The sequence below is a fragment of the Luteibacter sp. 621 genome (genome assembly GCF_050435445.1).
In the GTDB taxonomy this organism is placed as follows: domain Bacteria; phylum Pseudomonadota; class Gammaproteobacteria; order Xanthomonadales; family Rhodanobacteraceae; genus Luteibacter.
This window is the reverse complement of sequence record NZ_JBNDKI010000035.1, coordinates 1-13,238: the sequence shown is the minus strand read 5'-3', so window position 1 is coordinate 13,238 and position 13,238 is coordinate 1. Positions and strand designations below refer to the sequence as shown.

The 13,238-nt window shown below is 65.4% G+C and carries 13 protein-coding genes; 6 read left to right on the top strand and 7 right to left on the bottom strand.

Going from position 1 to position 13,238, the window contains the following annotated elements:
* Positions 1–161 precede the first annotated feature (161 nt).
* The 3 genes from rpe to ABIE56_RS22265 form a co-directional block, all read right to left on the bottom strand.
* Positions 162–836: a ribulose-phosphate 3-epimerase gene (gene rpe, locus ABIE56_RS22275; RefSeq protein ID WP_429246003.1), complete on the bottom strand. Its 675-nt coding sequence runs from the start codon at positions 834–836 to the stop codon at positions 162–164.
* 102 nt (positions 837–938) lie between these two features.
* Positions 939–1,754, bottom strand: a complete 816-nt coding sequence (djlA, locus tag ABIE56_RS22270) for a co-chaperone DjlA (RefSeq protein ID WP_429246002.1) — start codon at positions 1,752–1,754, stop codon at positions 939–941.
* The gene (locus tag ABIE56_RS22265; RefSeq protein WP_429246001.1) at positions 1,751–2,062 is read right to left on the bottom strand and encodes a c-type cytochrome; all 312 of its coding nucleotides are present in this window, start codon (positions 2,060–2,062) and stop codon (positions 1,751–1,753) included. Before ABIE56_RS22265 ends, djlA begins: the two co-directional genes overlap by 4 nt.
* Positions 2,063–2,181: 119 nt before the next feature.
* On the opposite strand from ABIE56_RS22265, the gene ABIE56_RS22260 reads away from it, so the two are divergent.
* From ABIE56_RS22260 to ABIE56_RS22245, 4 genes are all read left to right on the top strand, one after another.
* Positions 2,182–3,078: a phosphoribosylaminoimidazolesuccinocarboxamide synthase gene (locus ABIE56_RS22260; RefSeq protein WP_429246000.1), complete on the top strand. Its 897-nt coding sequence runs from the start codon at positions 2,182–2,184 to the stop codon at positions 3,076–3,078.
* A gap of 120 nt (positions 3,079–3,198) precedes the next feature.
* Complete coding sequence (locus ABIE56_RS22255; protein WP_429245999.1) at positions 3,199–3,666, top strand: DUF962 domain-containing protein; 468 nt, start codon at positions 3,199–3,201, stop codon at positions 3,664–3,666.
* Between the two features lie 2 nt (positions 3,667–3,668).
* Entirely contained in the window at positions 3,669–4,076 is a 408-nt protein-coding gene (locus ABIE56_RS22250) for a hypothetical protein (RefSeq protein WP_429245998.1), read from the top strand.
* Between the two features lie 189 nt (positions 4,077–4,265).
* Positions 4,266–4,448 carry a DUF2061 domain-containing protein gene (locus tag ABIE56_RS22245; protein WP_429245997.1) on the top strand — a complete coding sequence of 61 codons (183 nt, stop codon included), beginning with the start codon at positions 4,266–4,268 and terminating at the stop codon, positions 4,446–4,448.
* 55 nt (positions 4,449–4,503) lie between these two features.
* Here the strand turns inward: ABIE56_RS22245 and ABIE56_RS22240 are convergent, their stop codons facing one another.
* Both ABIE56_RS22240 and ABIE56_RS22235 read right to left on the bottom strand, forming a co-directional pair.
* Complete coding sequence (locus tag ABIE56_RS22240; RefSeq protein WP_429245996.1) at positions 4,504–6,573, bottom strand: beta-agarase; 2,070 nt, start codon at positions 6,571–6,573, stop codon at positions 4,504–4,506.
* Positions 6,574–6,678: 105 nt separating this feature from the next.
* On the bottom strand, positions 6,679–8,007 hold the full coding sequence (locus tag ABIE56_RS22235) for an APC family permease (RefSeq protein WP_429245995.1): 1,329 nt from the start codon (positions 8,005–8,007) through the stop codon (positions 6,679–6,681).
* Between the two features lie 293 nt (positions 8,008–8,300).
* Between ABIE56_RS22235 and ABIE56_RS22230 the strand changes: the two genes are divergently transcribed.
* The gene (locus ABIE56_RS22230) at positions 8,301–8,768 is read left to right on the top strand and encodes an REP-associated tyrosine transposase (RefSeq protein ID WP_429245994.1); all 468 of its coding nucleotides are present in this window, start codon (positions 8,301–8,303) and stop codon (positions 8,766–8,768) included.
* A gap of 117 nt (positions 8,769–8,885) precedes the next feature.
* Positions 8,886–9,368: a DUF1330 domain-containing protein gene (locus ABIE56_RS22225; RefSeq protein ID WP_429245993.1), complete on the top strand. Its 483-nt coding sequence runs from the start codon at positions 8,886–8,888 to the stop codon at positions 9,366–9,368.
* Between the two features lie 81 nt (positions 9,369–9,449).
* Here ABIE56_RS22225 and lpdA read toward each other — a convergent pair whose 3' ends face one another.
* Positions 9,450–11,279, bottom strand: coding sequence for a dihydrolipoyl dehydrogenase (gene lpdA, locus ABIE56_RS22220; protein WP_429245992.1), 1,830 nt, complete (start codon positions 11,277–11,279; stop codon positions 9,450–9,452).
* Between the two features lie 15 nt (positions 11,280–11,294).
* The gene (gene aceF / locus ABIE56_RS22215) at positions 11,295–12,977 is read right to left on the bottom strand and encodes a dihydrolipoyllysine-residue acetyltransferase (protein WP_429245991.1); all 1,683 of its coding nucleotides are present in this window, start codon (positions 12,975–12,977) and stop codon (positions 11,295–11,297) included.
* Between the last annotated feature and the right edge of the window lie 261 nt (positions 12,978–13,238).

Here is a 13,238-nt window from a genome sequence, read left to right as displayed (position 1 = left end):
CCCGCCCTGGTCTTTTTTATGTTTTTTTCTTTTTCCTTCCCCCCCGTCCCCCCCCCTCTCCGCCCCTAGTCTGTGCGGGGCGCGCGGGGGGGGGCGCGGGCGCGCCCCCCCCCCCCCCCCCCCCCCCCCCCCCCCCCCCCCCGCTCCTACAACGGCGGCCTTCAGCCCTTATCGATCGCCGCGTGCATGCGGCGGATGACTTCGGCGTAGTCGGGGGCCGTAAAGATGGCCGAACCGGCCACGAAGGTATCGGCGCCGGCGGCGGCGATCTGGCCGATGTTATCGGCGTTCACGCCGCCATCCACTTCCAGGCGGATCTTGCGGCCGCTGGCGTCGATGCGTTCGCGCACGTGGCGGATCTTGTCCAGCGCCGAGGGGATGAATTTCTGCCCGCCGAAGCCCGGGTTTACCGACATGATCAGCACCATGTCGATCTTGTCGAGCACGTAATCGAGCCAGTTGAGCGGGGTGGCCGGGTTGAACACCAGGCCGGCTTCGCAGCCTTCGCCCTGGATCAGCTGGATGGTGCGATCAACATGCTCGGAGGCTTCGGGGTGGAAGCTGATGCTGCGCGCGCCGGCCTTGGCGAAATCCGGGACGATGCGGTCCACCGGCTTCACCATCAGGTGCACGTCGATGTGTTCGGTAATGCCGTAATCGCGCAGCGCCTTCAGCACCATCGGGCCGATGGTGAGATTGGGCACGTAGTGGTTATCCATCACGTCGAAGTGCACCCACTGCGCACCGGCATCGAGCACCTTGCGCGTGTCCTCACCCAGGCGGGCGAAATCGGCCGAGAGGATGGACGGGGCAATGACGGGGGACTGCTTGGCCATGACGTGGACCTTTGTAGGAGCGCGCTCGCGCGCGATGGGGTTACCGCACCGTGTATCGCGCGCAAGCGCGCTCCTACAGGTTAACGGCGTCCTGCGAGCGCGTCATTTAAATCCACGCTCTGACTTGATGCGTTCGTACGCCGCGTTGATCTCGCTCGCGCGCGATTCGGCGCGGCGGCGCATATCTTCGGGCAGATCACCCAGGCGATCGGGGTGGTGTTCGGAAATGAGCTTGCGGTAGGCGCGCTTGATCGCACGTTCATCCGAATCGCGCTGGATACCGAGTACGGCGTAGGGATCGGGGCCCTGCGTATTGCGCTGTGGGGGCACGTAGCCACCGTTACCGCGCGGGCCGCCGTAGCCACGGTTGCCACCGGCCTGGCCATTCCAGGCGTAGCCCTTCATGGCCATGAGGGCCATGAGTTCCATATCGCTCACGCGCAGCGCGAATGCCAGCTGGCGCAGGATGGCCATCTTCTCCGGCGAGGGCGAGCTGCCTTCGGCAAGTACGGTTTCGATCACCACATCGATCACCGGGAACGCGTGATCGCGGCGGTGGCCCACCCACTGGCGCAGCTGGTCGATCACCTCGTTGGCGTTGAACTCGGGCTGCTTGCCTTCGTTGAACGCATCGATGGCCTTGGCGCGGTCGTCCTGATCCAGGTTCATGCGCGCCATCAGGCGCTCGGCGATGGCGATTTCCGCTTCGGAGACCCGGCCATCGGCCTTGGCCACGGCGCCAATCAGCGCGAACAGCGGGGCCACGTAACCGCCCTGCACCGGCGCACGGCGGCGCTGGCTCTGCTGGCGGCTGGCATCGAACATGAAGCCGATCATGCCGCCGATAAGAGCACCGAGCAGGTTGTGGGTAAGCCACATACCAACCACGGCACCGATGAGAAGGCCGGTGAAATTCATGGAGCGCCCTTGGAGGGGGACTGGGCGGAATACCACTGGGAAAGCTGGTCGATATCCGCATCGGAAAGAGGGCCGGCCATGGCGCGCATGATCGGGTTATCGCGGTGGCCATCGCGGTACTGGTGCAACGCCGCCCGCAGGTACACCGCCTTCTGCCCGGCCAGGTTCGGGGCATCGGCGTTGATCGCCACGCCATTTTCGCCATGGCAGGCCGCACACATCCCCAACCGCACCGGTTTCGCGGGCGGCGCAGCGAGGACAGGGGAGGTAAGGGCCAGGGCGAGAGCCGCGGTCGTCAGTTTGCGCATGGACCAAGGTGTGGGGGCTGTAGCCGTAAATTCTAGCAGGTGGCCGTTGGCCACCTGCGCCACCCCCCGGGTACCCGGATACAATACGTAGCTTCCCCGCCCCTCTCGGAGCCGAAGCCGTGCCCACCACCCTGAGCCAATCCGACCTGCCCGGCCTGGACCTTATCCACCGCGGCAAGGTCCGCGATGTCTACGCCCTGCCCGGCAACCGCCTGCTCATGGTGGCCACCGATCGCCTCTCGGCGTTCGATTCGGTGCTGCCCAACCCGATTCCCGGCAAGGGCGAGATGCTCTGCCAGATCTCGAACTTCTGGTTCGAAAAGACCAAACACCTGATCCCGAACCACCTGACCGGTGAGGAAGTGGCCTCGGTGCTGCCGGCCGGCGTGGACCCGGCCCTGTACGCCAAGCGCGCGGTCATCACCAAGCGCCTGAAGCCGGTGCCGGTGGAGGCCATCGCCCGCGGCTACATCATCGGTTCGGGCTGGAAGGACTACCAGGCCACCGGCGCCATTTGCGGCATTACCCTGCCCCCGGGCCTGCAGCAGGCCCAGCAGCTGCCGGAGCCGATCTTCACGCCGTCGACCAAGGCCGCCGTGGGCGACCATGATGAGAACGTGAGCTTCGATGCCGTCGTAGCCGCCGTGGGCGCGGACATGGCCAACGCTGTGCGCGATGCCACGCTGAAGATCTACCAATTCGCCGCCGAGTACGCCGCCACCCGCGGCATCATCATCGCCGATACGAAGTTCGAGTTCGGCACCGATGAAGACGGCACGCTGTACATCATGGACGAGATGCTGACCCCGGATTCGTCGCGCTTCTGGCCGGCCGATTCGTACCAGGTGGGTATCAGCCCGCCCAGCTACGACAAGCAGTTCGTGCGCGATTACCTGCTGCAGGTGGGCTGGGATAAGAACCCGCCGGCACCGTCGGTGCCCGAATCGGTGATCGAAGGCACGGCCGCGAAGTACGCCGAAGCGCTGGAGCGCCTGGCCGACATCCGCGTCAGCTAATGGTCGGTGCCGCGGGAGCGGGTGACGGCACCAGGTGCTGCACCCGCTCTTGCGCTGCGCAGCCCACGCTTTACGCTGCGTGGGTAATGCTTCACGGACATGACGTTTCACGGAGCTCCCATGCGCGACGCGGCCACCTGGTTCGGCAACTACAGCCGGGATCACCAAAACCCGACCAACCGCCTGATCCACTGGATCTGCGTGCCGGCCATCACCTGGACGGTCATTGCCTTCATCTGGCTGATCCCGGTGCCCTCCGCCTTCGGTAAGCCGGGCCTGTGGGCGGTGGTGGGCATGTTCCTGGCGTTCTGCTTCTACTACTACCGGCTCTCGCGGGTGATCGGCATTGCCATGGCCGGTGCGTTTATCTCGCTGGCCTTCCTCACCGACTTCCTCTATTACGCGCTGGGCCCCTCCGGGCTGGCGTGGCTCGCCGCGGTGGTATTCGTCGCCGCGTGGATCGGCCAGTTCATCGGCCACAAGATCGAGGGCCGACGGCCATCGTTCTTCACCGACCTGCAGTACCTCCTGATTGGCCCGGCCTGGCTGATGAGCAAGGCCTTGCGCCGCGCGGGCAAGGATTACTGACGGTGCAGACCCTGCTGACGCTGTTTTCCGCCGCGATCTGGTGGGTCATCTATTCCAGCGCCGCCGCCGTGGTACCCGCGGTGATCGTGTTCTTCGTGCTGCGCTGGCTGGAGAAGACCGCGGTGGTGTTCAACCGGGCCTACCTCGCCAGCCTGCTCTGGGCGCTCCTCGCCGTGCTCACCGGCGGCCTGGTGATCGCCGCCCAGCACGGCCAGGCGGCCGGCCAGTCCATCTTTGTGCTGCCCTGGATGCGCGCCGCGCTGGTCGTGGACATGCTGATCGGCGCCTTCCTGATCTGGCGCATGGTCCCGCGCATCGACGCCCGCCGGGTGAAGCCCAGCAGCGCCTGTATGGCCGTGGCCATGGTGATGGTCGTCGCCCTGGTCGTCGGCACCACCATCCACCGCTAACCCCCACCGGTTTCGCCTTCTGTAGGAGCGCGCTTGCGCGCGATCCACGTTGCCGCCAGCCCCATCGCGCGCGAGCGCGCTCCTACAAGGTCGCCGATAGCCTGAAGCTATTGGCTCGATCCACAGGATCAGTTGGACTTGGCTTGCACCGTCCCCATAATGAGATTCATTCCCATTGAGGACGTGGCCATGGCCCGGAAGATCAAGTTCGCGGCGACGCACTTCAGCATCGCCTTTTCGATGAGTTATGCGGCTAACCAGAACGTCGCGATTAGCGCGCTGATCGGCGTGGCTGAGCCGCTGGCCTTTGTGTTCGGCCGTTCGGTGCTGGGGGAGACCCGTACGGGGTTGGCGTTGGCCCCTGCCGCCTGAGTTGCCACCGCCGCGCTCCAGCTCGTGGCACCCACGGGGCCGCCTACCAGGCTGCTCAGTGTGATCCGGGCCCGCTCGCCCCACCGCCGCCGACTCGCGCATTGGTACCGCTCACCGCACGCGTGAACCCCTCGAACGGGATATCGGTGATGCCCACCAGGCCGATGTGCGCGTTCTCGCCATCGAGGATGCGGCCGGTGACCGGCTGATCGACATACTGGAACCAGTGGGTGCCGACGACGATGCCCGACGCGGCCGCTGCGTCCACGAACTTCGCGTAAGCCTTGCCGCGCTCGTCTTCGTTCGCCACCGCCGCCACGCCGTTGCCAAACGGGCCGCGGTCGCTTGAGCCGAAGTGGAATTCCGTCAGCAGTACGGGCTTGTCCCAGGTCTTGAACTCCGCCACGTCGAAGCCGTGTTCCGGCAGGTCGGTGTAGGTGTTGATGCTGGTGACATCGGTGTACTGCGCGCTCATCTCCTCCACTTCCGGCGTACGCACTGCGAGGCGGCCGCCGAGGAACAGGTGATGGGGATCGGCCTTCTTCAGCGTTTGCGCGACGGTTTTGAAGTACTGCCCGGCATAGAGTTTGAGGAAGGCGATGTAGTCGGCGGCGATGGCTGGATGCGCCTCGTTCGGATCAGGCGCCTTGAAGTTCTGCGCAGCCACCTGGTCCCAGGTGGTGACGTTGATGCCCCACGCTTTCGCGAACGCCGGGGCATCACCGTGGGTCTTCTTCAGATACGCGAGGAACGCCTGTTTCGCCGGGCTTTGTGGGCCCTGCGCCAGTGAGCCGACCGCCAGCGCCCAGCGGCCTTGCGGCCCCTGCCCTGCCCAGGCGAGTTCGTTGTCAGCGAAATAGCCCAGCAACCATGGATCATCCGCCTTGCCCTTCGTCGCGTTTGCCACAGCCTGTTGCGCGGCCTTCTCAAAACGTGGATCGAACGGATCCGGCATGCGACCCCAGTAGTCGTAGCCGGTGCTCACCGTGTTGAAGTCACCCTTGATCAGGATGGGCACGGTGTAGGCCATGCGCTTGTCACCGGCGAACGCGGGATCGCTCCAGTTACCGAGCGTGTTGAAGCGCCACGCTTTCAGACGATCGAGCGTGCGCTTGCGCCAGCCGGTTTCAAAATCATTGCCGAGCGTGCGCGCGATGTTGTTCGCATACACATCCCACCACAGGCCATGGTTCAGGCCGTTATCGTGCTGCGAGCCGTTATCGCTGCGGCTATCGCCGGTACCGGTGAACGGTGCGCCAGCAGCGGGTGGCGCGGTGAACATGAACTCGCGGCCCTGCACATACGTGCGGCCATCGGTGTGGTTCACCGCATTCACGCCGAGCGAGAAGAACGCGTGGCCCTCGGGCGTCACCAGCCACCAGCGATTGCCCTGCTTCTGCACGCGGAAGAAGCCGGATGCCTGCATGGCGGGCATATCCGTACGGCCACCAAACTGATCCAGGCCGACGGGAGCGCTAACGTTCGGCGCGGCGCTCGCACGCTTCTTCAGCACGGCGTCGCTGTCGATCTTTTCCGGCCATGTGGCACGCGTGAACTGGCCGTAGCGATCGACGATGCCTTTGTAGGCACCCGCCAAGCCGCCATCGTCGCCGATCAGGAACATCTTGCCGAACAGCACCGTTTGCGCCGCGCCGGGCCGAGGCATGGAGAAGGTGATCGAGGTGATCTTCTGGGGGTCGATCGCCCCTTCGGTGAACAGCGCAACAAGTCGGCTTTTACCGCCATCCATGTAAGGCATGGGCGGCCCTACCTGCATACCGTAGGCGCGTGGTGATGTCGCAGTAAGCGGCATGCTGAATAACTGCGGCGGCCCGGGCGGAAGGCCTACGGTCGCTTTCAGGTGCTGCTCACCGGCCGCGACGTCCACGATGATCGTCACCGGCCAGGGCATGCCATTCTGCATGTTGACCCAGAGACCGCCGTTCTTGCGTCCCGGGAAATGGCCGTTCCAGTTTGCTGGCGGCTGTACGACGAGCGCGGGTGCAGGTGCCGGCTGGAAGGTGACAGCCGCGTAGGCGCTACCGTCCGCCAATGTCCTCGGCGTGGGATCGAGCGTGGCGTCCCGCGTCGTCATGCGGTCGGTTGGGTGGGCCAAATCCGCCATGGGTGGGCGGATGTCCATGTCGAGACCTACGAGCAACAAAGCAAATGTCAGCACCATCTGCGCAGTCTCCCATCCTGGATGTGAACCACATTTGTAGGCGCGGGGTTAACTCGCGCGGTTGAGGCGCTTGCGCCACAGGTAAAACACCGGGATACCCAGCGCGATGATCAGCAGGCTCATGCCGGCGTTCTGCGGCTGGGTAATGGCGGTGGCCACGATCACGCACAGCACCGTGGTGGTGAAGATGAGCGGCACCCACGGATACCCCGGCACCAGGTACGGCGAAGGTTCCGACTTCAGCTTGCGCCGGTACCAGAAGATGGTCGCGATGCCGAAGGCATGCGACAGCCATTCGCCCACCGTCGTGTAGTCCACCAGCGCTTCGAAACTGCCGGAAAGGATCAGTGCGATGGCCCAGGCACCCAGCGCCAGCAGCGCGATCTGCGGGGCGCCGGTCTTCGCATCGATGCGCGCGATGGGCTTGAAGAACATGCCGTCGGCGCTCATCACCTGCAGCACGCGCGCACCGCCGGCGATGGCGATGCTGCAATAGCCGAAGGTGGAACAGGCAATGCCGACGGCAATGACCGTGGCACCGGATTCGCCGAACACCCGGCGCATGAGATCCGCTGCCGGTGCCGTGCTGGCGGCAAGGCCGGCGTGGCCCAGGCCCGCCATGTAGGCGATGTTGATCAGCACGTAGCAGATGACGACGCTGGCCATGCCCAGGCCCAACGCGCGCGGGAGGGTCCGCTGCGGGTCGCGGACTTCGCCGGCCAGGTCGTTGAGGTAGTGGAAGCCGCCGTAGGCGAACATCGCCGGCAGAAGTGCGCCGATCAGCATGCCTGAAGGCACGTCGTGGGTGGTGTCCGCCGCGAACGCGAGGCCCAGGTGCCCGTGGGCCAGGTACAGGCCGACGGCGATCAGCATGGCCACCGCGCCGAGCTTAAGCACGGTGAAGATGTTCTGTACCCATGCGCCAGCCCGGATGCCAAACAGGTTCACCGCCACGATGAAACTGATGGCCGCCACGGCGACCGGCTTCACCCATTCATGCGGCAGGCCGACGGCGCGCGTGGCGTAATCGGCGAAGGTGGTAGCCACCGCGGCCACGCTGCCGGGGTAGTTGATGAGCGCCATGGTCCAGCCGAACAGGAAGGCCGGCAACTGGCCGAAGGCCTCGCGCAGGTACACATAAGTACCGCCGGCCTGTGGCCTTCGCGCGCCCAGCTCCGCGTAACACAGCACCCCGGCCAGGGTGAGCAGGCCGCCCACAGCCCAGAGGATGATGACCTCCGTGCCCGAGCTGGTGCTTTTGGCGACGGCGGCCGGGGTGCGGAAGATACCCGCCCCGATGACACCGCCGATGACGATCATCGCGGCATCCCAGGTGCCGAGACGACGGAGGTAGTGAGCTGGCTGCGGTGCTGGCATCCGCCGACGATGCCATAAACCCGTACGGGTTTGCGATATGACCGGGGTCATTATTTTCCGTGGTCCTGGCTGTGTCGCGGCTCGCCATCGGTTCATTCGCGTCCGCGAATGCATGTTTCCAGCGGCTTACGCCGCCTTAGGCTGGGGCGGCCTCGCCGTCGCCGGTGGACAGGCCCCACCTGTAGGAGCGCGCTCGCGCGCGATGGGTGCTTGCGGCAACCCCGATCGCGCGCAAGCGCGCTCCTACACAACGTTGGGTGGGGCGCCGATACAGCGGGGTTTCGGCGATCGCCATGCTGCCCGGCATGACATCGAGACCAGCACAGTCAACCTTGCGGCACGGGCGCGTCACCGAATCCGGGCGCATCTACCTGGTCACGTTCGTGACGTGGAATCGCGCGCCCATATTTCGCGACTACCGTCATGCCCGCACGGCATCCCGAATTATCCACGCGCGCAAAACCTGGAAAGGTGCGGAATGCCTTGCATGGGTCCTCATGCCCGACCACTTCCATGGCTTGATTCGCCTGGAGGACGGCGATCTGTCGAAGGTCGTGGCAAGCGCAAAATCGCGAATGACCCGAGCATTGCGCGCAGAGGGTCGCGAATACCCTTTGTGGCAACGAGCGTTCCACGATCGCGCATTGCGCAAGGACGAGGACGTACGAGCGGCCGCGCGGTACATCGTGGCGAACCCGGTACGTGCCGGCCTGGCCGAACACGTCTGCCTCTACCCCTACTGGAACGCGATATGGCTGTAGGAGCGCGCTTGCGCGCGATCCATCGCGTGGTTGTAGAGGGCAGCAGCACTATTTACCCGGGCAATATTTGGATGTATTTTAGCCGGGTAAATTACTAACCCAAGAACAGGACGTCTTATGCCATCGCTCTTCACCAGCTCGCCAAGGCACCACCCACCCCGCTACCTCGAACCCACCCAGGCCGCAGGCCGCGCCTTCGTCATGCGCGGCGTCAAGGGCAACGTCGTGATGCTCAACCTGCTGCGCTTTCGCGATACCGCGGATTACTCGCAGCATCCAGCGCTCGCCCCCGCAACGCCCATCTCGGGTGCCGAAGCCTTCGATCGCTACATCGAACACACGCTGCCCTTCCTCCGCGATAGTGGCGGTGAGCTTCTTTTTGTCGGAACCGGCGGTCCCGTGTTGATCGGGCCTGAGGATGAACGCTGGGACCTGGTCATGCTGGTGAAGCAACGGAACGTCGAATCCTTTCTCGCGTTCGCCAACAACGCGGCATACCTCGCCGGCCTGGGACACCGAACGGCCGCCCTTGAAGACTCGCGACTTTTGCCGCTGAGCGAACTGAATGCCGTCGTCCCTCGTCAGCCTCAGCCGATGTAAGCGCACCAGGTTCGCGCACAAAAAAAACGCACCCGGTGAACGACCATCAGGCCGCGCACCGGGTGCGTCGTAGGTGTCGCTTTATTTTTTCTTCGGGATGTACAGGTCGGTGATCGTGCCTTCGTACACCTCGGCCGCCATGCCGACGGATTCGCCGAGCGTGGGGTGCGGGTGCACGGTGCGGCCGATATCGCCCGCCTCGCAACCCATCTCGATCGCCAGCGCCAGCTCGCTGATCAGATCGCCCGCGTGCGGGCCGACAATGCCGGCGCCCACGATGCGGTGCGTCTCTTCATCGAACAGCAGCTTGGTGAAGCCCTCGGTGCGGTCGATACCGATGGCACGGCCCGAGGCCGCCCACGGGAACTTGCCCACGCCGATCTTCAGGCCCTTTTCCTTCGCCTCGCGCTCGGTGACACCCACCCATGCGATTTCCGGATCGGTGTAGGCCACCGACGGAATCACGCGCGCATCGAAGAAGCTCTTCTGGCCCGCAGCCGCTTCGGCTGCCACCTTCGCTTCGTGCGTGGCCTTGTGCGCCAGCATCGGCTGGCCCACCAGGTCGCCGATGGCGAAGATGTGCGGCACGTTGGTGCGCATCTGGCGATCGACCGGGATGAAACCGCGATCGGTCACTTCCACGCCCGCCTTGTCCGCGCCGACCTTGCCGCCGTTCGGCGAACGGCCGACCGACACGAGCACGCGATCGAACAGCTTGGTTTCGGGGATGCTTTCGCCATCGAAGGTAACTTCGATGCCCTTCTTCGTGGCCTTCGCCTCGACGACCTTGGTCTTGAGGTGGATGCCCTTGTAACGCTTGGCGATGCGCTGCTGCAGCGGCTTCACCAGGTCGAGATCCGCACCCGGCATGAGCTGGTCGGCGAGTTCGACCACGGTCACTTCCGTGCCGAGGCCCGCATACACCGTGGCCATTTCCAGGCCGATGATGCCGCCGCCGACCACGAGCATGGTCTTGGGCACATCACGCAGTTCCAGCGCGCCGGTGGAATCGATGACGCGCTCGTCATCCCACGGGAACGACGGCAGCTTCACCGACTGCGAACCGGCCGCGATGATCGCGTTTTCGAAGCGGATGAGCTTCACGCCATCGGCGGTGGTCACTTCCATCTCGTTCGGCGACACGAACGTGCCGACGCCGGTGACGGTGCGAACCTTGCGTGCCTTCGCCATCTGGGCGAGGCCACCGGTGAGCTTGCCGACCACCTTTTCCTTGAACGAGCGCAGCTTGTCCAGGTCGATCTTGGGCTTGCCGAAGCTGATGCCGTGCGCTTCGATCGCAGCGGCTTCATCGATGACGGCCGCGGCGTGCAGCAGCGCCTTCGACGGGATGCAGCCGACGTTGAGGCACACGCCGCCGAGCGTTTCATAACGCTCGACCAGCACCGTATCCAGGCCCACATCCGCACCGCGGAACGCGGCGGTATAGCCGCCCGGGCCGGAGCCGAGGACGACCAGCTGGCATTCGATATCGGCCTTGCGGCCGGTCGCGGCGGCAGCGGTCGGCGCGGGGCCGGCCTTGCCAGGCGCGGCGGCCGGGTGCGCGGGCGACTCGGACACGGTGGTGCCGGCCGGCTTCGACGCGGCAGCAGCCGGTGCCGGTGCTGCGGCAGCCGGCTTCGCTTCCGCCGGTGCCTTCGCATCACCGCCAGCGGCGGCCTCGATGGTGAGGATCACCGTGCCTTCGTTTACTTCATCGCCGACCTTGACCTTGATCTCGACGACCTTGCCAGCCTGCGAGGCGGGCACATCCATCGTGGCCTTGTCGGATTCGAGCGTGATGAGGCTCTGATCCTTTTCGACCGTATCACCAGCCTTCACCAGGATCTCGATGACCGGCACATCGTGCGAGCCACCGAGATCGGGCACCTTCAGTTCAATGGTGTTTGCCATGGGCGCAGGCCTCCGTCAGAGCAGCAGGCGGCGGATATCGCCGAGCTGCTGGGCCAGGTACACGGCGAAGCGTGCGGCCAACGCGCCATCGATGACGCGGTGGTCGTACGACAGCGACAGCGGCAGCATGAGGCGCGGCGCGAATTCCTTGCCGTTCCACACCGGCTTCATGGCCGCCTTGGAAACGCCGAGGATAGCCACTTCCGGCGCGTTGATGATCGGCGTGAACGCCGTGCCACCAATGCCGCCGAGCGAGGAAATGGAGAAGCAGCCGCCCTGCATGTCGGCAGCGGTGAGCTTCTTGTCGCGCGCCTTCTTCGAGATCTCGCCCAGTTCCGCGGCGAGTTCGAGCAGGCCCTTCTTGTCCGCATCGCGGATGACCGGCACGACCAGGCCATCGGGCGTATCCACGGCGATACCGACGTTGAAATACTTCTTCAGCGTAAGCGTTTCGCCGGCGGCATCGAGCGAGGCGTTGAAGGTCGGGAACTTCTTCAGTGCCGCGACCACGGCCTTGATCTGGAACACCAGCGGGGTGATCTTCAGATCCTTGTTCTCTTCGCCGAGCTTCTTGCGGAAGGCTTCCAGCTCGGTGATATCCGCATCTTCGAACTGCGTGACGTGCGGGATCACCGCCCAGTTGCGGGCGAGGTTCGCGGCCGAAATCTTCGGGATGCGGCCGAGCGGCTTCTCTTCGATTTCGCCGAACTTCGAGAAATCGACCTTGGGCCACGGCAGCAGGGTGAGGCCATTGCCGCCAGCGGCAGCGCCACCGGTGGCGACCGAGGCACCGCCCGAGGTCATCACGTTCTTGACGTAACCGGTGATGTCTTCGCGCTGGATGCGGCCACCACGGCCGCTGCCCTTCACCTGGGCCACATCGACACCGAGCTCGCGGGCGAACGCGCGGACGGCCGGGCTGGCGTAGGGGGCGTTATCGGGCATGATCACCGAGGCATCGAATGCCACCGGCGGGGTGCGCGGGGCGCCGCCAGCGGGGGCTTCGGACTTCGACGGCGCCGGGGCGGCAGCGGCGGCCGGCGCGGGCGCCGGGGCCGGAGCGGCGGCGGGCGCGGCGGGCGCCTCGGCGGCTTCGCCACCCTCGCCTTCCAGCACGGCGATCAGGTCGCCATCGTTCACTTCATCGCCGACCTTGACCTTCAGCTCCTTGATGACACCCGCGGCCGGGGCCGGGATATCCATGGTGGCCTTGTCGGATTCCAGGGTCATGAGGCTCTGGTCCTTTTCGACCTTGTCGCCCACCTTGACCATGATTTCGATGATCGGCACCGGCTTGCCGCCGATATCCGGGACATTCACGTTGACCGGGCCGGAGGCCTTGCTGGCCGACGGGGCGGCAGCCTTGGCGGCGGCCGGGGCAGGAGCTGGAGCGGCAGCGGCAGGCGCCGGAGCGGGCGCAGCAGCGGCGGGAGCCGGCGCAGGGGCGGCCGGGGCATCGCCAGCGGCTTCCACCAGGGCGATCACGTCATTGTCGTTGACCTCGTCACCGACCTTGACCTTCAGCTCCTTGATGACGCCCGCGAACGGCGCCGGGACTTCCATGGTGGCCTTGTCCGACTCCAGGGTCAGCAGGCTCTGGTCCTTTTCGACGGTGTCGCCGACCTTGACCAGGATTTCGATAATGGGCACCGGCTTGCCACCGATATCGGGCACGCGGGCTTCTTTGACGTCGGCCATGGAACCTCCTCAAAACAACGTTGAAGGGCGGACGAACCCTCCAACGGGGGAATGTCGGGCGCCGTGGTGCGGCGCAACCGGTCGATTGTAATCCCTCAGGAGAAGATTCCCACGATTCAAACGGTTGTTTGGGGTGATTTCTGTTGTGCGGGGCAGTGCTGGCCGGGTCCGGAGTGCGTACGAACGCCCCCCACCGCCCCCTGTAGGAGCGCGCTTGCGCGCGATGGGTGCTTGCGGGAACCCCCATCGCGCGCAAGCGCG

Coding starts and splice junctions, on each gene's coding strand:
- ABIE56_RS22245 (WP_429245997.1), top strand. CDS start 4,266: ATGGCCCGGAAGATCAAGTTCGCGGCGACGCACTTCAGCATCGCCTTT.
- ABIE56_RS22235 (WP_429245995.1), bottom strand. CDS start 8,007: ATGCCAGCACCGCAGCCAGCTCACTACCTCCGTCGTCTCGGCACCTGG.
- rpe (WP_429246003.1), bottom strand. CDS start 836: ATGGCCAAGCAGTCCCCCGTCATTGCCCCGTCCATCCTCTCGGCCGAT.
- ABIE56_RS22230 (WP_429245994.1), top strand. CDS start 8,301: ATGCTGCCCGGCATGACATCGAGACCAGCACAGTCAACCTTGCGGCAC.
- ABIE56_RS22225 (WP_429245993.1), top strand. CDS start 8,886: ATGCCATCGCTCTTCACCAGCTCGCCAAGGCACCACCCACCCCGCTAC.
- djlA (WP_429246002.1), bottom strand. CDS start 1,754: ATGAATTTCACCGGCCTTCTCATCGGTGCCGTGGTTGGTATGTGGCTT.
- lpdA (WP_429245992.1), bottom strand. CDS start 11,279: ATGGCAAACACCATTGAACTGAAGGTGCCCGATCTCGGTGGCTCGCAC.
- ABIE56_RS22255 (WP_429245999.1), top strand. CDS start 3,199: ATGCGCGACGCGGCCACCTGGTTCGGCAACTACAGCCGGGATCACCAA.
- aceF (WP_429245991.1), bottom strand. CDS start 12,977: ATGGCCGACGTCAAAGAAGCCCGCGTGCCCGATATCGGTGGCAAGCCG.
- ABIE56_RS22265 (WP_429246001.1), bottom strand. CDS start 2,062: ATGCGCAAACTGACGACCGCGGCTCTCGCCCTGGCCCTTACCTCCCCT.
- ABIE56_RS22240 (WP_429245996.1), bottom strand. CDS start 6,573: ATGGCGGATTTGGCCCACCCAACCGACCGCATGACGACGCGGGACGCC.